The 19001-nt window shown below is 72.8% G+C and carries 15 protein-coding genes; 4 read left to right on the top strand and 11 right to left on the bottom strand.

Features of this window, described 5'->3' with window-relative positions:
* Positions 1–691: 691 nt before the first annotated feature.
* A complete protein-coding gene (locus ACQUQ1_RS10920; protein WP_435064327.1) occupies positions 692–1306 on the top strand; it encodes a DUF7344 domain-containing protein in 615 nt (204 codons plus the stop codon).
* Positions 1307–1602: 296 nt separating this feature from the next.
* On the opposite strand, the gene ACQUQ1_RS10915 is transcribed toward ACQUQ1_RS10920, so the two are convergent.
* The 3 genes from ACQUQ1_RS10915 to ACQUQ1_RS10905 all read right to left on the bottom strand — a co-directional run bounded on the left by ACQUQ1_RS10915 (position 1603) and on the right by ACQUQ1_RS10905 (position 4577).
* Positions 1603–2802, bottom strand: a complete 1200-nt coding sequence (locus ACQUQ1_RS10915) for a glycosyltransferase family 2 protein (RefSeq protein ID WP_435064326.1) — start codon at positions 2800–2802, stop codon at positions 1603–1605.
* A 174-nt stretch (positions 2803–2976) separates the two neighbouring features.
* Positions 2977–3813, bottom strand: coding sequence for a glycosyltransferase family 2 protein (locus ACQUQ1_RS10910; RefSeq protein WP_435064325.1), 837 nt, complete (start codon positions 3811–3813; stop codon positions 2977–2979).
* Between the two features lie 185 nt (positions 3814–3998).
* Positions 3999–4577 carry a metal-dependent hydrolase gene (locus ACQUQ1_RS10905; protein ID WP_435064324.1) on the bottom strand — a complete coding sequence of 193 codons (579 nt, stop codon included), beginning with the start codon at positions 4575–4577 and terminating at the stop codon, positions 3999–4001.
* A 379-nt stretch (positions 4578–4956) separates the two neighbouring features.
* Here ACQUQ1_RS10905 and ACQUQ1_RS10900 point away from each other — a divergent pair, with 379 nt between their 5' ends.
* Positions 4957–5235: a hypothetical protein gene (locus tag ACQUQ1_RS10900; RefSeq protein ID WP_435064323.1), complete on the top strand. Its 279-nt coding sequence runs from the start codon at positions 4957–4959 to the stop codon at positions 5233–5235.
* Positions 5236–5292: 57 nt separating this feature from the next.
* On the opposite strand, the gene ACQUQ1_RS10895 is transcribed toward ACQUQ1_RS10900, so the two are convergent.
* The 3 genes from ACQUQ1_RS10895 to ACQUQ1_RS10885 form a co-directional block, all read right to left on the bottom strand.
* Positions 5293–6387: a DUF354 domain-containing protein gene (locus ACQUQ1_RS10895; protein WP_435064322.1), complete on the bottom strand. Its 1095-nt coding sequence runs from the start codon at positions 6385–6387 to the stop codon at positions 5293–5295.
* A 72-nt stretch (positions 6388–6459) separates the two neighbouring features.
* Positions 6460–7467, bottom strand: coding sequence for a hypothetical protein (locus tag ACQUQ1_RS10890; protein ID WP_435064321.1), 1008 nt, complete (start codon positions 7465–7467; stop codon positions 6460–6462).
* Entirely contained in the window at positions 7467–8978 is a 1512-nt protein-coding gene (locus ACQUQ1_RS10885; protein ID WP_435064320.1) for an antibiotic ABC transporter permease, read from the bottom strand. The genes ACQUQ1_RS10890 and ACQUQ1_RS10885 overlap by 1 nt, the downstream gene beginning before the upstream one ends.
* A 291-nt stretch (positions 8979–9269) precedes the next feature.
* Between ACQUQ1_RS10885 and ACQUQ1_RS10880 the strand changes: the two genes are divergently transcribed.
* On the top strand, positions 9270–10568 hold the full coding sequence (locus ACQUQ1_RS10880) for a Gfo/Idh/MocA family protein (RefSeq protein ID WP_435064319.1): 1299 nt from the start codon (positions 9270–9272) through the stop codon (positions 10566–10568).
* Positions 10569–10638: 70 nt separating this feature from the next.
* On the opposite strand, the gene ACQUQ1_RS10875 is transcribed toward ACQUQ1_RS10880, so the two are convergent.
* Entirely contained in the window at positions 10639–12150 is a 1512-nt protein-coding gene (locus tag ACQUQ1_RS10875; protein WP_435064318.1) for a lipopolysaccharide biosynthesis protein, read from the bottom strand.
* A 270-nt stretch (positions 12151–12420) separates the two neighbouring features.
* Here ACQUQ1_RS10875 and ACQUQ1_RS10870 point away from each other — a divergent pair, with 270 nt between their 5' ends.
* Complete coding sequence (locus ACQUQ1_RS10870; RefSeq protein WP_435064317.1) at positions 12421–13650, top strand: WD40/YVTN/BNR-like repeat-containing protein; 1230 nt, start codon at positions 12421–12423, stop codon at positions 13648–13650.
* A gap of 7 nt (positions 13651–13657) precedes the next feature.
* Here ACQUQ1_RS10870 and ACQUQ1_RS10865 read toward each other — a convergent pair whose 3' ends face one another.
* The 4 genes from ACQUQ1_RS10865 to ACQUQ1_RS10850 form a co-directional block, all read right to left on the bottom strand.
* On the bottom strand, positions 13658–15034 hold the full coding sequence (locus ACQUQ1_RS10865; RefSeq protein ID WP_435064316.1) for a sulfatase: 1377 nt from the start codon (positions 15032–15034) through the stop codon (positions 13658–13660).
* Positions 15035–15074: 40 nt separating this feature from the next.
* A complete protein-coding gene (locus ACQUQ1_RS10860; RefSeq protein WP_435064315.1) occupies positions 15075–16214 on the bottom strand; it encodes a glycosyltransferase family 4 protein in 1140 nt (379 codons plus the stop codon).
* Between the two features lie 76 nt (positions 16215–16290).
* On the bottom strand, positions 16291–17448 hold the full coding sequence (locus tag ACQUQ1_RS10855; RefSeq protein WP_435064314.1) for an FG-GAP repeat domain-containing protein: 1158 nt from the start codon (positions 17446–17448) through the stop codon (positions 16291–16293).
* 85 nt (positions 17449–17533) lie between these two features.
* Positions 17534–18844, bottom strand: a complete 1311-nt coding sequence (locus tag ACQUQ1_RS10850; RefSeq protein WP_435064313.1) for a nucleotide sugar dehydrogenase — start codon at positions 18842–18844, stop codon at positions 17534–17536.
* Between the last annotated feature and the right edge of the window lie 157 nt (positions 18845–19001).

The raw sequence follows: 19001 nt of genomic DNA, 5'->3' as shown, positions 1-19001 counted from the left end.
CCAGTATCCGGATATTGTTAGTAGCGGGCTACGCGGTTCCCGGGGAATCCGCCGGGCTCGCGGCCGTCGAGCGGTGTTCACGCCCGATCGGTTCGGCTACCGGATACCAAGGCGAATACAACAGATAACCGCTCGTACAAGCTCTATAACAATACTTACCGACCGTCGAGGTGGGGGCGGGTATGCGGAGAATACTCACGGATGTCGGGGGTCGCCCGCGCGCCGAGCCGGCGGCTCGGGGGTCGCATCCGTCAGGTCCGTGGGTCCTACCGGCGGGTCACGCACGACCCGTGCCGCCGGCCGGCGCCGTCGGACGGACGCGACCGGTCTGCGGCTCCCCGCCAGCCGTCGGAGCGCGACTACCGGGCCGTGATCCCCGGCCTACCGGGCCCTCACGGGATCGTTCGCCCCGTCCGCGGTCGTCCCCGAGGGACCGGATCGAACCCGCCCCCCGCGGAGGGGAGCGTTCGACCGCGACGGACGGACGGGTCCGGTCCGCCGCCGTCCCGCGACGTCGGATCGCCGAGCGAGCCGCGCGCCGAGGCGCGGGGAGCCGAAAAGTTATTGGCGATCCGACGGTATCGTGCGTACGGTTCCGAGGGAGTGGGGATTCCACCGGCGAGGGGGCCGACTCTGCGGATCCGGGTTGTCGACGCACGAGAGCCGAGGACCGAACAGAGGGAGAAAGACAATGGCTGAAGTAAGCGACGCCGTCACGAACGGGGAGCAGATCGGCGCGGTCGAGTCGGAGGAGTCGACCGCCGAAGAACCACAACAGCTGGACGAACCGGCCGAGAGAGCGGAGGAGGAGCTGCCGCTGGACGTCAAGTTCGATATCCTGAAGAACAGACGCCGTCGGCTGGTCCTGAAACAGCTCCGTCAGGAGGAAGGGAAGGCGACGATCGGCGACCTCGCCGAACAGATCGCCGCCGTCGAGAACGACACCACCGTGCAGGCGCTCAACGCCCAGCAGCGCAAGCGGGTGTACATCGGCCTCTACCAGTGCCACCTCCCGAAGATGGACGACGCGGGCGTCGTCGACTTCGAGCAGAGCCGGGGGCGCATCGAGTTGACCTCGCAGGCCGAGGACCTCTTCGAGTACATGAGCCTGTCTGAGGAGGACGAGGGGGACGAGCGGGCGTTCCCCTCCCACGGCGCGCTCCTCGCCACGGCGGCGACCGTGGGGGGAGTGTTCGCGGTCACGCAGTTTCTCGGATACCACCTGCTCGCGAGCCTCGTGGTCTTCGGGTTCCTCGCGGGCGTGGTCGCCTTCGCCGTCGCCGAGGGGGGTGAGGACGACGAGTAGCGGGGTCCGGGGCGACCAGTTCCGACGGTCCTCGGTCGCATCGGTCCCCGCACGGGCGGTACACGGTCCGTCCCCCCGTCGCGGTCGCGGTCCGGTCGCGTTCGACCGACGTTTCTGAGGCGAGCGCCGAAGTCACACGGCGAGGAACGACCGAACAGCGGCGGCCCACGTTGCGATGGCGAGCGCGAGCGAGAACACGGGGGACCGCGACCCCGTCGACGGTCACCGCGACCGCGACCCGCGGTCGGTCGGGGACGCCGTCGACGTCCGCGGGTCGGTAGCCCCGTCGAGCGGCGTCAGTCGGCGTCGAGCTGTCGATCGGTGGCGTCGTCGACGTCCGCGGGTCGGCCGCCGTCGGCGTCGTCGTCCGGCCGGCCGTCCCCGTCGCGGGACCCGGTCCGGGCGCGCCCGTCGTCCGGGCGCGACGCGGCGTCCGGGCTGGGCCAGTCTTCGTGTGCCCCGTCGCGGTCGGCGTCGGCCGGAACCCGAACCACCGACCCGCTCCGGCGGCGGGCGTCGAGAACCGATCCGAGACACAGGAGGGCGACCCCGAGGACGAACCCGACGAGCGAGCGGGTCGCGCCGGCCGAACCGGCAGCGCGGCCGCCGTCGGAGGCGACCGGCGAGCGCCAGGGGGCGCGGGGACGCGCCGCCGAGGCGAGCCACGAGCGGGCGGCGCCGCCGACGCCCGCGGCGCCGGCGACGAACGACGCCGCGGGGCCGTACTCGCCGTCGGCCGCCTGGCGGGCGAGGCGCCACAGGAACCGCCGCGCCAGCAGCAGCGAGAGGTTCGGCACGAACGACGAGTAGGCGATCCCGCTGGTCTCGTCGCCGTAGCGCGCCGGGTGGGGCACGTCGGCGACGCGGTGGCCCGCCACGTTCAGGTGGACGAGGACGTCGTTACGGAACCCGTACTGCTCGTAGAGCCGGTCGAGGTCGAGCCGGTCGAGCACATCCGCGGAGATGACCGTGTACCCGTTCTGCGGGTCGCGGAGGCGCCAGTAGCCGCTCGCGACGCGCGTGAGCCCCGTGAGCAGGAGGTTGCCGAACAGCCGCCAGCGCGACATCTCGCGGACGTACTCGCGGGAGGCGAGCCGGTCGCCCTTCGCGTACGCCGCGGTTCCCTCGACGACCGGGTCGAGCAGGGAGGGGAGGAACGCGGGGTCCATCTGGTCGTCGCCGTCGAGCGAGGCGACGACGTCGACGCCGTCCTCCAGCGCCGCGCGGTAGCCGGTCAGGGCTGCGCCGCCCGCGCCGCGGTTCTCCTCATGTCGCAGCGGGACGACGACCCTGTCGAACCCCTCGGCGGGCGGGCGGCGGCGGTTCGCGCCGTCGGCGGCCTCGCGGATCGCGTCCCACGTGCCGTCGGTCGAGCGGTCGTCGACCGGGTACACCCGGTCCACGAACGACGGAAGGCCGGCGATCACGTCGCCGACGAACGCCTCCTCGTTGTACGCGGGGATGACGACCCCGACGGTCGCGTCTCGATAGGTCACGGAGGACACCACCTCACGCACCGGATTAGTTATGAGAGCGATACCGCCGGATCCGCCGACGCGGCCGCCGCGGCGACCGACTCGCCGCCGGCTCGACGGGCTCCCCGCGACGCCGCGCGGCCGGTCCGCCGACAGCGCGGGTCGGGACGGCGGGTCGACGACCGACCGGCGGACTCAATCGACGTGCGACGGACGCGACAGCTCCGCGCCCCCGTCGGGCCCCTCCCGGGAGCGCGGCTCGAACTCGGGGACGTCCCCGGCGGCGGAACGCCGGTCCGCCACCGCCGCCAGGCCGGTCAGCCGGCCGGCGGTCTTGGCGAGCGCCGCGCCGACCTGGACGCCGGTCGCGATCACGTCCGGCCGCAGGTAGCTCCTGAGGGTGGTCGCGTCGGCGACGATCCGCCGGAGGCACTCCCGCCGGGTCGCCCCGCGCCTGCGCCAGTAGTACGGCGTCTGCGTCTCCAGGCGGTACTGCTTGCGCCAGTAGTCCGCGATCGAATCGGCGTACGGGTGCTCGACGGCGACCTTCGGGTCGTACCTGATCTCGAACTCCGCGCGGACGCGGTCGGCCAGTTCCTTCTCCTCGTGGCCCCAGCGCATCCCCTCGTCCCACCCGCCGACGGTCTCGAACACCTCGCGGCGGACGCCCATGTTGCACCCCCAGAACCGGTCCACGGACGCGGGCTCGATCCCGTCGTGGTAGTGGGAGGTGAAGTGCCGCCTGAACACGTCCCGCCGCGGGTGGACCGTCCGGCCGGCGTACGCCGGTGCCTCGTCCAGCGCCGCCGACGCGTGTTCGAGGTAGTCGCGGGCCGGTCGGGAGTCGTCGTCCAGGAAGACGATCTTCTCGGCGGAGGCGCGCTCGATTCCCTTGTTTCTCGCGCGCGTGACCGGGGTCTCGTCGCACACGATCACCTCGTAGTCGTCGACCGTGCCCCGTTCGAGATAGCGGACCGACTCGACCTCCTCGGGGGGCGACAGCGTCGGGACGACGACGCTCAGTTCGACCATCGGGACCTCCGACGGTCGCGGCGCGGCCCGACGGCGCGGGCGGGTTCCACGGACCTCCACGGCCGACGGTCACGGTCCGGTTCCATACGGGGACACAGCGGCCGTGGCCGGTTTGTTATGATAGGGTTACATGCGGGGACTCGGCGCCCGACCGCGACAGCGGGACGGGCGACGGCCCGCGTGGGTCACGCCACGGCCCGCCGGACGGCCGCCGACACCGGCCGGACGCCGGGGCGGCCGTCGGCGATCCACAGCGCGAGCGCGCCGAGGATCAGCCCCGCCTCGACGAGCAGGAACCCCAGCGCGCGCGTCGAATCGATCACCGTGTAGAAGCGCAGGATGTAGTACACCGTGTTCGCGAGGAGGCCCCCGCCGGCGTCGGTGGCCGCCTTCGTGACGAGCGGCCACAGCACCGTTCCCGGCACGACCGGCGACCCGAGCGCGAGCGGCCCGTAGAGGACGTCCGCGGGGAGGTGCAGCAGGTAGCCGATCCCGAACGCCGCCCCCGCGTCCGGGCGCCCCCGCCGGCGCGCGAGCAGGTACACCGCCGCCGACAGCGGGACCGCCACGAACACCGAGTGGGCGAGCGTCGTCCCGGTCGGGAGGACCGCGAACGTCCACGACAGCGGCTTGTCGACGAGGTCCGGGAACTGGGTGCCGACGACGACGGCCAGCCAGGCGAGGTCGTCGACCCGGCGGCCCCGCAGCCGGAGCCACAGCGAGACGGCCACGTAGCCGATCGCGAGGTGGTCCCACGGGAACATCACCGCACCCCCTGCGGTCCGCGCTCCGGTCCGGTCACTTCCGCACGGTCGGCCGCGGAGCGCGATAAGCCGTTCGGGATCCGCGGGTTCGCCGGCGGGGCCGACCGGGCCGGTACGCGGTGTCTTACCGTTCCCGGGGCCGGCACGCTCACGAGACGGCGCCCCCGGCGGGTCGTAGGCACCGTACAGTCATTAGCGGGGACGACGAACTCGCGGGCGTGAGCGATCACACCGAACGGTGCGAGCGAGCGCGACGCCCCGCCGGGGGCCCGCGCGTGGCGACGGCACCGAGCGACGCGAGGGTCGAGTGCGGAGCGCCGAGGACCGGGTCGGGACGGTCGGTCCCCGGGCCGGGCACGCGGCCGGGACGGGGGGAGCCGTGAGCGACCGCGAGGCACCGGTCGGGGGCGACAGCTACCGCCACCCGGACGGGAGCGCGGAGGTCGTCTACCTCGTCGAGGACGGGCGCGTGGTGACGTTCCGGGAGTACCCCTCGCTCTCGGCGTTCGAGTCGGCGGTCGACGACGCCGCCTACCGCGGGATCGACGAGGACGTGGCCGACCTTCCCGGACGGGAGGCGTTCGCTGACCTCGACGTGGACGGCGGCGAGGCCGGCGGGGCGGACGCGGGCGGGACGGAGGACGGCGACGGGGAGTAGCGACGGTCGTCGGCGAGGCTCCGCGCGGGGCGCCTCGGCGCCCGGAGCGGGTCGGAGTCACCGTCGCTCGGCCTCGATGAGGTCGCCCGTGAGCGACGCGACCTCGTCCCGGACGCGCCGCGCCTCCGCGAGGTCCGGTCGGGCGTCCGCGACCGTGAGCGAGTCGACGTACTCTGCGATCTCGACCGGGTCGCGCGAGTGGAAGATCTCGCCGCGCTCGATCAGCGCCCGGTCGACGGAGATGTGCTCGCTCGGGAAGAACGACACCGCGGGCGTCCCCATGCGCGCGGCCTCGCGTGCCATCGTCCCCGATCCGGTGAGGACGCACCGGGCGTGCCAGGCGAGTTCCAGCCCCGAGAGGGCGTCCGGCGGCGCGTACACCCGGTCGGGGTCGGCGTCGGCCGTGAACTCGCGGTAGTCGTCCGTCCGGGGCAGGTAGACGACGTTGACGCCGCGGTCCGTCAGCTCGGCGAGCAGGTCCGGCGCGATCGTCTCCGACTGGACGTACGTCGCGTTGAGCGCCTCCGGCCTGACGACGGCGAACGGCTCCCCGCCGAACGGGAGCCGGTCGGGGAACGACTCGTCGGGCTCGAAGCCGGCGACGTACACGTCCTCCTTGAACCCGCCGTAGGTGTGGACGCTGTCGGGGTCGGCCCCGCGGTCGGTGAGCACCTCCGTCCGGAACGCCTCGGGGACGACGTTGTGGGTCGCCTGCGCGACCAGCCGGTGGTACAGCGCGTCCGCGTAGAGGCCGTCTTGGTGCGCGCAGATGTCGTTGTCGGTGAAGTGGATCGTCGGCACCCCGCGCGCCTTCGCCGAGAGGACGCACATGGCGTTGCGGGCGCCCATCGCCACGTCGGCGTCGGGCATCCCGACGGTCAGCTGCGCCGTCCGGATCGGGATGCCGAGCATGCGAAGCAGGGACGGCTCGTAGTCGCGCCCGACGGTGCGGAACCGGAAGCCCACCTCCCGGGCGAGCGAGACGGTCTGGGTCTTGTCGCGGACGGTCACGGTCGTGCGGATGTCGGGGATCGCGTCCGTCAACGCCTTGAAGAAGAACGGGTGCGACGGGCTCGCGAGGTCGACCCACACGTCCGCCGGGCGCCCGGTGGCCGCACCGTTCGACCGGTGTCCCGTCGCGGGACTACGCACGGGCGATCACCCCCGAGGCGACGGCGGCTGTCGGTCCGTCCCCGTCCGCGGCTACGTGTTCTCTCACGGTGATCACTCCAGGTACCCCAGGTCGCGGAGGCGTTCCGTCGCCTCCGGGTCGTCGTCCGGGTCGCTCGTCGCGTCCGGTTCGGTCGCCGTGGCGGGCTCGGTCGCCGTTCCGGGTTCGGCGACGACGTGGCGTCGCTCCTCGCCCTCGACGGCCAGCCAGGGCACCTTCACGAGGTTCTCCGCGTACACGCCCGGCGGGTGGCCGTACAGCTCCATCGGCACCGGACACGGCCGGGGTCGCTCGCCGATGAGGTTGCCGTGGTCGGAGGTGACGACCGTGAGCCCGTCGAGGTCGTCGACGAGACGGCGGACGTGCGGCAGCGCCACCCGGAGGTTCTCCTCGTACGCCTCCCGGAGGTCGCGCTCGTCGATCAGCCCGCGCTGGAGCATGTCCCAGACGTTCATGTGGTCGGAGACGGGTTCCTCGCCGTCGGCCATCCGCCGGGACAGCTCCATGCCCGCCTGCTCGTCGAGGAGGTCGCGCCCGCGCTCGCCGACGAACGGGTAGTGCGGCTGGACGAAGTGGCCGACGATCCGCTTGTCGGGGTACGCCGCGGCGGCCTCCCGCACGGCCTCGGCCATCACGTCCGGCAGCACCGTGTCGAACTCCTCGTCCCACGACTCCCGCCACACGGGGATCACCTCGTGGAACGGGTCGTCGAGGCGGACGCTCACCTGCGGGTTCGCCGTCACGTACACCACGTCGTCGAAGCGTCCGCCCCGGAAGTTCCGCACGAGGAACTCCTCGGTGTTCGACCCCAGCGAGGTCCGGTGGTCGAGGTCGCCCTCGATCGTGTTGTGCTCGGCGAACATGTCGTACCGGCACGCGTCGAGCACGAGCAGCGTGTCCCACTCCTCCTCCAGGACCGGGGTGCCGTCGTTGCCGGCGACGTACCGGAAGTACGGCTGCACGAGCGCCGTTCGCACCCCGAACGGGAGCACGATCTCGCGCCACCAGGAGGGGTCGTCCCAGTGGCGCCGGAGGTTCGCGACCACGTTCGCGAGGTCCATCACTCGCCACCCCGCCCCCCGTCGGACTCGGATCCACCGGCGTCGGAGCCGGGCGCGCCGCCGTCGGACCGTGGCTCGGGCGGGTCGGCCCTGTCGTCGTCCGTCCGCTCCGACGGCGCGTCCGATCCGTCCCCGGGGGCGGCTCCGGACGCCGTCGCGCCGGCCGACGGGGTCCCCGGCACCGACGTGTGGTCACCCGCCGGCGTGGCCGTCCCCTCCCGGTCCCCGTCGTCTCCGCCCCCGGCCGCGGTCGCCTCCAGATACGCCGATATCGCGTAGGCCATCCACGCCTGACACCACCGCATCAGCGTGAACCGCTTGGTGTAGAAGCGGCGGCGCTGGTAGTGGAACTGGCCGTCGCCCGCGTAGAGGTTCGCGAGCACCCAGTCGAGGATCCGCCGGGAGAACGCCGTGTCGCCGGCCATCGCGAAGACGATGACCCCCTGGGTCGCCGCGTGGATGTCCCGTGGGTAGCGGGACGACTCGTCGAAGTTCGGCGCGCCGTTCGGCTCGAACAGCCGGGTCCGGTAGAACGACAGCGCGCGGTCGAGCGTGTCCGCGTACCGCTCCTCGCCGGTCGCCTCCTGGTACCGGAGGAACGACTCGATGACGAAGCCGTTGTGGTGGCTGTCCATCGAGAGGTGGGAGGCCGACGGCGGGTCGCGGTACGTCCAGCCGCCGAGGTCCGTCTGTCGCGTCGCGATGTGATCGAGCAGCGCGGTCGCGCGCTCCAGGTGGCGTTCGTCGCCGAAGCGGTCGTACAGGTCGACGAGCAGGCGCGCGCCGATGGCGCCGCCGTTGATCGTGTAGAACTCGCCGTCGTACTCCGGCTGGTAGACGATGCGCGCGCCCGTGTCGAGTTCGGTGTAGCGGAGGTCCTCGACGAGGAAGTCGGCGGCCGAGCGGGCCGCCTCCGCGTAGCGGTCGTCGCGGTCGGCGTCGCGACACAGCGCCTTCGTCGCGTAGGAGGTCGGGATGACGTTCGGCACCTCCGCCTCGCGGTACTCGTCGAGCAGTTGCATGGCGTGCCGGTGGCCGCCGCAGAAGCCCGCGTACCCGGGCGCCCTGTCCTCGCTGGAGTGCTCCAGCAGCCAGTCGAGGAGGTAGTCGGCCTCGTCGTCGTACAGGTCGTCGCCGGTCAGGTCGGCGGCGGTCCGGTTCGCCATCGCGAACAGCGCGCTCCCCTTGAAGCTCTGCCGCTGCTCCACCAGGAACAGCGGCCGGAGGTCCACGGGGGCGCGCTTGATCCCCTCCTGGACGGCGATGTTGAGCCACTTGTGCTCCGCCGGGAGCGCCCGGAGGACCCGGCTGCTCATGCCGTCGAAGTAGTCGGGGCCGGTGTAGTCGCGTTGGCGGGCGTACGCGAGCGTGTCCTCGAGGAGGCCCACGAGGAACTCCCTGTCGGCGCCGGGACGGCGGGCGTCCCTCGACAGGCGGTGGGCGCGTTCGCGTCGCCGCTGGCTGTACCGTCGTATCGGCTCCGGGAGGAGGTCGGCTGTGTGCGGGATCATGGCGTGTGTGCCCGGGCGGGTCGGGTCGCCCGGACGGTCGGTGCGTCCACCGAGAGCGGTTCGGGGTTTTGTTATGCGATGGCTGTCGCCGGGGTCCCGGGGGCGGCGTCGGACGCGCGGTCGACGGAGTCGACGGATCGCGGGTCGGATCCGCGGTCCGCGCTCGGCGCTCCGTCGGGCCGCGTCCCGGTCGCTTCCGGGGGGACGCGCCGACGGCCGCGCGGCGGCCGCCCGGGACGCCGAGCGTGGTAACCGCCGTATACTGATGTGCGGATTCTGCCAAGCCGCGGTATGGTTCTGAAGGCCGCCGTCGTCGGCACGGGCGCGGACCCGGAGGACCGGGACCGGACCGGCTACGCGATGGCGTACCGTCACGCGCCGGGGTACCGTCGGCTCGACGGCGTCGAACTCGTCGCCTGCGCCGACATCGTCCCCGAGAACGCCGCCGCGTTCGCGGACAACTTCGACATCCCGGACCGGCACGTCTACGAGGACTACGAGACGATGCTGACGGACGCGGACCCGGACGTCGTGAGCGTCTGCGTCCCGCCGGCCGTCCACGCGGACATCGTGATCGGCTGTGCCGAGAGCGGGGTCCCCGAGGCGATCCACTGCGAGAAGCCGATGGCGACGACGTGGGGCGACTGCAGGCGGATGGTCGAGGCCTGCGAGGACGCCGACGTCCAGCTGAGCATCAATCACCAGCGCCGCTTCGGCAAGCCGTTCACCAGGGCGAAGCGGCTGCTCGAGGACGGGACGGTCGGCGACCTCGAACGGGTCGAGTTCGGACAGGACAACCTGTTCGACGCCGGCGTCCACCAGTTCGACCTCGCGGGCTACTTCGCGGACGGCGCGGCCGTCGAGTGGGTGCTCGCGGGCATCGACTACCGCGAGGAGAACAGGTGGTTCGGCACGCACAACGAGAACCAGGGGCTCGCCCAGTGGCGCTACGGGAACGGCGTCGGCGGCCTCGCGTCGACCGGCGAGGGCGCCGGGATGGGCGCCGACTTCGTCGGCTGTTACATGCGGCTCGTCGGGACCGACGGCGCCATCGAGATCGGCGTCGAGGACGGCCCGTCGCTGCGGTACCGCGCGGACGGGTCGGACTGGACGGCCGTCGACGTGGGCGAGACCGTCCACGGGCCGACAACCGGGGTCGTTCGCGCGGGCGTGGGGAAGGTACTCGAGCGCGTGCCCGGCGTCGACGCGCGGCGGGTGCGGCCCACGAGCTTCGTCGAGCGCGCCATCGAGGAGGTCGTCGACGCGCTCAGGGAGGGCCGCGAGCCGAGGATCAGCGGCCGCCGCTCGCTGGCGGCCGCGGAGCTCCCGTTCGCGGCCTGGGAGTCGGTACGGCGGCGCGGCCGCGTCGACCTCCCCCTCGACGTCGACGACAACCCCCTGGAGGCGATGGTGGAGGCGGGGAAGCTCGGTGTCGAGGCCCCGGACGACGCCGCCGGCGGCTCCGGGGAGGGGAGCGACGACGCGGACGGGGGCGAACCGGGCCGGGAGCCGGAGGCGGACCCGGACGCCGGCGGCGGCAGGGAGGCGGTCGCGGACGGCGAGGGCGAGGCGGACGGCCGATCCGAGTGAGGCGGAGTCGGGGGCGGACGGGAGTCCGTGCCGGGCAGTCGGGAGTGAACCGTCAGGGGAGAGTGAACCCTCAGGAGACGATGTTGCGGGCGATCCGTTCGAACTCGTCGCTCACGCTCCAGCGGGTCGGCCGCTCGATGGCGAGGACGGCGGCGACGAACACGACGACGCCGAGCAGCACCAGCACGACGAGTTCGAGGAACGGCGGGGCATCGATCGCGATCCGCGCGGTACGGACGACCGCCAGCATCACGAGGCTCGCGAGAAGGGGGTAGACGAACTCGTAGTAGATGCGCCGAGCGCGGACGTCGATCACGCGGGCGGTGATCTCGATGTCGAGCGGCATCATCGGGAACACGTAGATCCCGGTGACCGTAAGCGCGGTCCCGACGATCCCGTAGGCGCTCGTCATCGGATAGATCGCGATCGCGAGCAGTGCGACCCGGAGGGCCGAGAGCTTCGTGATGTAGTCCGGGCGGCCGACCGTCTTCCACACCTGTCCGAAGGTACGCCCGATGCACCTGAGCATCCCGTAGATCGCGAGCACCTGCATCGCCGGCACGGCCGGCATCCACGCCTCGCCGAACACCGCGAGCACGAACGTCGGCGCGATCGCGATGATGCCGAAGGCCGACGAGAACCCCACGAGCGAGGTGATCCGGACCGTCCGCAGCACGGCGTCGCGGAACTGCTCCTCGTCCTCCTGGAGCTTCGAGAACGCCGGGAACATCACGCCGGTGACGACCTGCGACAGCTCCGTGGCCGGCGCGTTCGAGAAGCGGTACGTGTACTGGTAGAACGCCAGCGCCGTCGGCGTGAGCAACCACCCGACGAAGGCGTCGTCGCCCTCGCTGTACAGGAAGTAGAGGATCGACGAGCCCGTTATCCAGCGGCCGTAGCCGATCAGTTCCTTCGCGATCTCGAGGTCGAAGCTCGGCCACGGCCGGTAGCCGTGAATGGCGTAGGACAGCAGGAGCCGGACCGCGTCGCCCGCGAGGTACGCGAACACGAACGCCCAGGCGGTCGGCTCGATCAGGGCGTACCCGACGCCGACCGCCAGCTGGACGGCGTTGGCGGAGACCTGGTAGAGGAACTGCTTCTCGAACTCCAGGTTCTTCTGGAAGTACACGACGCCGGGGTTGCGGAAGCCGAGCAGCAGCGGCGACAGCCCGAGCGCGCGGATCAGGCCCGTCGCCCGCGGCTCGCCGAACAGCAGTTCGCCGATCGGCGGGGCCAGCGCGTACATGACCGCGAATATCAGCACGCCGCGGCCGATCTCGAGCATCCACGTGGTGTTCAGGTGGGAGTCGACGTTCTCCTCGGCCTTCTGCACCAGCGCCGCGTTCAGCCCGATGTTGGTGAACTTCCGGATCGCCGAGAGCGTGAGCAGGGCGATCCCGACGAGTCCGAGTTCGGCGGGGCCGATCAGGCGCGCGAGCGCCGCGAGCATCGTCAGCTGGAGCACCCGACCGATGGCGTTCTGGCCGGCGAGCCACACCCCGCTCTTGGCGACCTGCTGTGCGGTGCTTCCGGTGGGCTTTAACCTGCTGATAACGGCGGCGATGCGCTCCCTGAGGCTCATCGCGCGCTCCCGCCGCTCCCGAACGGCCGGCTTCGTCCCCGGATCATGAGTCTGACGGAGCGTTGTACCGCGTCCGCGTTGTAATGGAGAGGTTACCCGTTCGGACGTCGGATCCGTCCCCGGGGACGACGGTTCCCGCGGACGTCGGCGGGTCGGCCGGCCCCGCGGCCGGCCTCCGGGTCGGACGGCCGGCGGTCGTCTATCGGGGCGGGAACCGCGGCGGGCCCGTATGCGGCGTCTACTTTTGTCGCGACCGGCCGCAGCGCTCCCGTGGACAGCGGACCATCCGGACCGGGCGGCCGTCAGGACGCCGGTGGCGAACCCTCCGACGGCAGGCCGGTGAAGCTCGAGGGCGTGCGCGACGGGGAGCTGATCGCGACCCGCGGGCGCACGGTGTACCGGGGGCCCTCCCCGGCGAGCCTCCGGCGCGTCGGCCGCCTCCCGGTTCCCGCGGGCGGCGTCGCGGGCGCCGGGTTCCGGCTCCGAACGAGCGCGACGCTCCGGCGACCCCTCTCGCGGCTCGTCGGCCGGTTCCCGGCGGCGACCGTCGCGGCCGTTGACGCCGGGGCGCTCGTAGCGACCGCTGGACGGTGGGTGTTCGCCTCGGCGGACGGCGGCGCGACGTGGCGACGGACCGCCCGGCTCCCGGCCTCGTCCGGGCCGGTCGGCGTCCTCCCGTCGGCGCTGTGCGTCCACGAGGGGACGGTGCACCTCGGCGAGTACCCCCTCTCCGCGGGGGACACCGCCCGGATCCGCGTCTCGCACGACGCGGGCGAGACGTGGGAGACGGCCCTCGCGCTCCCCGAGGTCAGGCACGTCCACGGGGTGGCCCGCGACCCCTACACCGGCGAGTACTGGGTCACCACGGGCGACGCCGACGACGAGTGCGTGATCGGCCGACTCCGTGACGGCCGCCTCGACCCGGTCGGCGGCGGCAGCCAGGAGTGGCGGGCCGTCCAGCCGGCGTTTACGCCCGAGTACGTGCTGTGGGGCGTGGACTGCAACTACACAGACGAGAAGCGGATCTACCGCCTCGCCCGCGAGGACATCGCGGACGTCGGACCCGGGGCGGACGGCGACCTCGACCCGACGCCGGTGGCGTCGCTGTCGACGCCCGTGTTCTACTCGGCCGCGGTCGAGGCCGGGGGCGAGCGCTGGGTGGCGTTCTCCACGTCCGCCAGCGCGACCCCCGACAGCACCGCGCCGGGGACGCGCGTGACCGGCGGCGACGGGACGCGCGTCGTCGCCGCCTCCTCGGCGTCGGCGTACACCCGCTGGTTCGAGGTGACGGCGGCGCGGCGGCGCCGGGGGCTCGTCGAGCGTCTCGGCGTCGACGGGGTCGTCCCGGCCTCGAACGCGTACACCTTCCTCGCGAGCGACGGGCGTCGCCTCCTCGTCAACCCCTACAACACCCGCGAGCGCGACGGCCGGGTGCTGGAGTTCGGTCCCGACTTCTTCGAGTCGTTGCCGGGGCGTTCGTCGGCGACGGTCGGGAAGTGAGCCCGGGTCAGAGGTAGCCCAGGTCGCGCAGTTGCGCCTGCGTCGCCCCCGCGATCTCCTCGTCGGCGTCGCCCCGGTCGTCCGTCTCCGAGAGCCCGGCGAGGCGGGCGTCGAGCGCGTCCGACAGCTCCGCGAGTACGGCCGGCTCCGTCTCGTCGGGCGCCGGGATGACCCGCTCGTCGACCGTCGAGGCGCCGCGCCTGAACAGGTACTGTTCGCCAGATTCCGACCGGGCGAGCCGGTGGTCGCGGCCCGAGATCACCCGCCACCGGGTGACCTCCTCCGCGGTCGTCCCCGTGTGCGGGATGTGGTCCTCGGTCAGCGCGTGCTCGCGGGCGAGCGAGTCGACGGACGCCCCCGGCTCCGCCATCAGCCCGAAGAGCTCGCGGAGTTCGACGGGATCCCCGACCCGGTCGCCCTCGCGCTGCCCCGGCTCCTTCACGACCAGCGGGACGTTCGTGTTGAGGTCCCGGAGGTAGTGGGAGGGCTCGCCGTCGCGGGGGAACTCCCCGAGCGTCTTGCCGTGGTCGGCACAGATCACGACGAGCGTGTCCTCGAACAGCCCCTCCCGGCGATACGCGTCGAGCAGCTCGGCGAGCTTGCCGTCCTGGTACCGGAGACAGGCGTCGTAGTACTCCAGCACGCGCCGGCGGTCGTCGCCGTCGAGGCTCGTCTTCCCGAGGACGTACGCGAGCAGGCGGGTGTTGAGCAGCCGCGGCTCGATCGGTCCGGGCGTCGGGAGGTCGAGCGCCTCGAACGCCTCGTCCGGCGGGAAGTACGGGCTGTGCGCCTCCATCAGGTTCACGAAGGTGAACGAGGGCCGGGGGTCGTCGGCGGTGGCCCGGACCCACTCGCCGGCCCGTCCGGCGAGGTTGGCGGTGAAGAACGGCCGCTTGAGCAGGAACACCGGCTGTCTGGCGGCCTGCGCGAGCAGGGTGTGGAACCGCGAGTAGAGCCGGTCGCGCCGGTCGTGGATCCCGGCGTCGGACTCGCTGGTGATCTCGAGGTCCCACTCCACGAACTCCTCGAAGCCCCGGTGGAGCCCCGAGAGCGTCCCGACCCAGGGGTTGTTCGAGAACCCGGCGGTCCGGTACCCCCGGTCGGAGAGCCGCTCGGCGAGCGTCTCGGTCGCCTCCGGGAGCGCGGGCCGTCGGTCGGCGAACCCGTTCGTCACGCCGTGTTCCGAGGGGAACTCGCCGGTGAACATCGAGCAGTGGGAGGGCAGCGTCCACGGCGTCGGCGTGTAGGCGTTGTCGAAGACGGTCGACTCCCCGGCCAGCGACTCCAGCGTCGGCGTCGTCGGCCGGTCGTGGCCGTACAGCGAGACGCGGTCGCGGCGGGCCGAGTCCAGGATCACGAAGAGGACGTTCGGGCGGTCGGTCATGGACCTGGCTCGGGCGCTCCCCCACTTGGATATGCGTCGGTTATCGGCCGTCGGCGGCGACGGCGGGGCGGCTCCGCCCGGCGGGCGACGTGCTCCGCTCGTAGACGTCGAGGATGCGATCGACGGCGCCGTCCCACGAGTAGGACTCCAGTACCGCCTCGCGGTTGCGCCGCCCCATCGCCTCGGCACGCTCGGGGTCGGAGACGAGGTCGACCAGCGCGTCCGCGAGCGCCCCGGCGTCCTCGGGCGGGACCAGCCGGCCGCGGTCCTCGTCGATCACCTCCGGGATGGAGCCGACGGCCGTCGAGACGACGGCGTTGCCGCCTGCCATCGCCTCGAGCACGGCGATCGGCAGCCCCTCCGCGTGCGTCGGCAGGGTGTACACCGTCGCCCGGTTCAGGAGGGCGCGCTTGCGCTCCTCGCTCACGTAGCCGTGGTACGTGACGGCGTCGTGCTCGTCCGCGAGGCGCTCGACGGCCCCGCGCAGCGGGCCGTCGCCGGCGACGTCCACGGCCACGTCGCCGTCGACGCGGTCGATCAGGTCCGGGACCGCCTCCGCCAGCGCGCGGACGCCCTTCCGCTCGATGAGGTTCGAGACGAAAACGACCCGCGGGGGGTCGGCGCCGTACTCGGGCGCGTACAGGTCGGGGTCGACCGCGTTCGGCACGACCGACACCGCGTCCTCGGGGACGAGCCCGGCGTCGACGATCACGTCGTGCCAGTATCCGGACAGGACGACCACCTCGTCGCTGGCGTCGAAGACGGCCCGCTGGAGCGCCCGGACGGGCGCGGGCGGGTCGGCGACGAACGCGTCGAACGACGAGCCGTGGACGTGCAGCACCGTCGGCCGGTCCCAGACGTATCGGGCGAACAGGACGTAGAAGGCCGCCCGGTAGAAAGAGAACCGGTGGGAGGTGTGGACGTGGACCACGTCCGGCGGCGACCGGCGGACGAACGAGAGCGCGGCGAGCGCCGTCCGCAGGAGGACGCCCGCCAGCCACAGCGGGCCGCCGCGGTCCCGCGGGGAGAACATGTCGTGGAGCGCCACGTCGTACGCGGCGGGCAGTTCCTCCCGCTGGCGCTCGACGTAGCGGTGGACGCCGCCCCCGGCGAACGTCCCCACGAGCAGCACCTCGAACGGCCCCTCGGCCGGCGTCCCTGACGTCGCTGTCGGATCCATCGCTCACCCGGACGTTCGGTGCCGGCGTGTTTGTTAGTCCAGCACTACGACCGGGGTCGGCTCCCGCGGCGGCCCGTCACCGGCGATACCACACGTCGACGTGTCGGCTGTCGTACGCCTTCCCCACGAGGTCGTGTCTGCCGTCCCCGTCGAGGTCGACCAGTTTCGCCTCGTGGGTGGGGACGCCGGTGGCGACGAGTTCCCCCTCGAAGCCGCCGTCGCCGTCGTTCCAGAAGACGAACTGGCGGGGGTCGTGCCCCTCCTCCAGCCCCATCTCGGCGACGAGGAGGTCGGGCGACCCGTCGCCGTCGAGGTCGGCCACCTGGACCGTGTGAGGGTTCGAGAGGTCGTCGCGCAGCACCGTCACGTCCCAGTCGGGCGGGTCGAACACGCCGAGCCTGGCGCGCCGGTCGCCCTGATAGGGGAGGTCGCCCTCGGTGGCGATCACCTCGTCGTCGCCGTCGCCGTCCACGTCCGCGACGGCGAGCCGGGTCCAGTCCCACCCCTCGGCGATCCGCTCGCGCTCCCAGCCGCCGTCCTCGCGCCTGTGGAAGACGTTCGTCCCCGCGACGATCTCCGTGCGGCCGTCGCCGTCGACGTCGACGACCGCGACGCCCTCCACGTTCAGGTCGTCCGCGACGACGTGGCGGTGGTCCGCCGGCCACGGCTCCCGCGTCGGGTCCGCGGGCACGTCGTAGTAGAACACCGTCTCGCTGCGCTGTGAGAGCGCCAGCACCTCGGGCTCGCCGTCGTCGTCGACGTCCGCGACGGCCGTGTCGTGGTACTTCGTGAACTCGTCGGTGATCAGCCGTTTCGTCCAGCGGTCCCGCGGGTCTCCGGGCTGCTCGAACCAGTAGAGGTCGTCCGAGAGGTTCTGCCCGGCGACCAGGTCGACCCGGCCGTTTCCGGTGAGGTCGCCGAGCGACCCGCCGATCGACAGGTCCGGCGCGCGCGCCACCTCGTGTCGCTCCCAGCCGGGGTTCTCGTACCAGAAGACGTTCCACTCCAGTCGCTCGATCAGGTCCCTCGTCCCCGGCAGGAGTCGGAGGTCGATCCGCTTGCCGATGACGGGGATCGTGACCGGGTAGCGGCCGCCGAGCGCGCCGACGAGCACGTCCGGCCGGCCGTTGCCGGTGAGGTCGGTGGTCAGACAGAAGCCCATCCGCCCCGCGGGCGGGTCGTCGTCGATGCGGCGGTGGTCGAACGCCAGCCGCCGGTCGCCTCGAAGCGCCATGCCCGTCGGGAGCGGGGAGAGGGGGTTTGTAATAGCGCCGCTACCCTCCCCGAGGTCGCCCCGGGGACGCGGGACCGGGGCCGGATCAGATCCGGACGTACTCGAAGCCCGCCCCGCGCCACGCGTCCCCGTCGAGGACGTTCGGGCAGTCGAGCACGACCCGCCCGTCGACCGCGTCCGCGACCGACCCGGGGTCGAGGTCGCCGTACTCGCTGTGGCCGGTCGCGACGACGACCGCGTCCGCCCCGTCCAGCGCCGTCTCCAGCGGGACGAGGCGGTCGTCCTCGACGTGCGGGTCGTGGAGACGGACGTCGACGGACCCCTCGATCGTCCGCCCGGGGCCGCCGTCGGCCGTCATCGCCCGCGGGGCGTGCCGGTCGCCGTCGGGCGAGGAGAGGGCGTCGGCGATGCGCAGGCCGGGGCTGTGGCGGGTGTCTTCCACGTCGCCCTTGTACGCCACGCCCAGGAGCGCGACCCGGGCGCCGTCGAGCCCGTCGGGACCGTCGAGCGCCGCCTCCAGCAGCTCGAGGACGAACCCGACCATGCCGTCGTTCACGCGGCGCGCGGTCGCGAGCAGGTCGAGCTCGTCGGAGTTCTGCCCGAGGAACAGCGGGTCGACCGGGAGGCAGTGGCCGCCGACGCCCGGGCCCGGCGAGAGCACGTCGACCCGCGGGTGGACGTTCGCGAGGGCGATCGCCTCCCGGGAGTCGACGCCGTAATCGCGCGCGAGCCTGGCGACCTCGTTGGCGAAGGCGACGTTCACGTCGCGGTGGGCGTTCTGTGCCAGCTTGGCGAACTCGGCGGTCGCCGCGTCGGGCGCGCGGTGGATCGCCCCCTCGGTGCAGGAGTCGAACAGCTCCAGGGTTCGGTCGGCCGACTCGTCGTCGATCCCGCCGACGATCCGGTCGTTGTGGACGAGCTCGTGGGCGATGTTCCCCGGGAGGATCGTCTCCGGGCAGTACGCAAGCGAGACGTCCTCGCCGGGGACGAGCCCCGACTCCGCGAGCGCCGGCGCGACCACGTCGCGGGTGGTCCGCGGCGGCACCGTCGACTCGACGACGACGTGGTCCCCGGGACGCAGGAGGTCGCGGACCGTCCCGGCGGCGGCCTCGACGTACGAGAGGTCGGCCGCGCCGGCGGCGGCGTCGTACGGCGTCGGCACGCAGATCACGTGGCAGTCGGCCGGGACCGGCTCGTGGCTCGGATCGAGTCCGGCGTCCAGGGCGGCCTCGACGAACGCCGCGAACGCGGGCTCGGTCGTCCGGGGCTCCCCCCGCCGGAGCCGCTCGATCGTCTCCTCGTCGGGGTCGTACCCGACCACGTCGTGGCCGTCGTTCGCGAACAGCGCCGCCGACGCGAGGCCGACGTAGCCGACGCCGTGGACGCAGATCCTCACCCGCGCACCTCCGCGTGCGACGGGGCGCACGGTCGGACGGTCGCGGGTCCGGTTCGCCGGCGGGCCGGGGTCGCGCCCGCGGGGAGGGCGGGGAGCGCGCGTCGTGTGGTCGACTGGGACATTTCGGTTCGATCCACCGGGGGGCCGAGACACGGAT

Origin of the sequence: Halobaculum sp. EA56 (genome assembly GCF_051195075.1) — an archaeon.
In the GTDB taxonomy this organism is placed as follows: domain Archaea; phylum Halobacteriota; class Halobacteria; order Halobacteriales; family Haloferacaceae; genus Halobaculum.
Note: the sequence above shows the minus strand (reverse complement) of the source record. Positions and strands in the feature narration are given on the sequence as shown.

Coding starts and splice junctions, on each gene's coding strand:
- ACQUQ1_RS10875 (WP_435064318.1), bottom strand. CDS start 12,150: ATGAGCCTCAGGGAGCGCATCGCCGCCGTTATCAGCAGGTTAAAGCCC.
- ACQUQ1_RS10865 (WP_435064316.1), bottom strand. CDS start 15,034: ATGACCGACCGCCCGAACGTCCTCTTCGTGATCCTGGACTCGGCCCGC.
- ACQUQ1_RS10910 (WP_435064325.1), bottom strand. CDS start 3,813: ATGGTCGAACTGAGCGTCGTCGTCCCGACGCTGTCGCCCCCCGAGGAG.
- ACQUQ1_RS10860 (WP_435064315.1), bottom strand. CDS start 16,214: ATGGATCCGACAGCGACGTCAGGGACGCCGGCCGAGGGGCCGTTCGAG.
- ACQUQ1_RS10890 (WP_435064321.1), bottom strand. CDS start 7,467: ATGGACCTCGCGAACGTGGTCGCGAACCTCCGGCGCCACTGGGACGAC.
- ACQUQ1_RS10905 (WP_435064324.1), bottom strand. CDS start 4,577: ATGTTCCCGTGGGACCACCTCGCGATCGGCTACGTGGCCGTCTCGCTG.
- ACQUQ1_RS10920 (WP_435064327.1), top strand. CDS start 692: ATGGCTGAAGTAAGCGACGCCGTCACGAACGGGGAGCAGATCGGCGCG.
- ACQUQ1_RS10855 (WP_435064314.1), bottom strand. CDS start 17,448: ATGGCGCTTCGAGGCGACCGGCGGCTGGCGTTCGACCACCGCCGCATC.
- ACQUQ1_RS10885 (WP_435064320.1), bottom strand. CDS start 8,978: ATGATCCCGCACACAGCCGACCTCCTCCCGGAGCCGATACGACGGTAC.
- ACQUQ1_RS10880 (WP_435064319.1), top strand. CDS start 9,270: ATGGTTCTGAAGGCCGCCGTCGTCGGCACGGGCGCGGACCCGGAGGAC.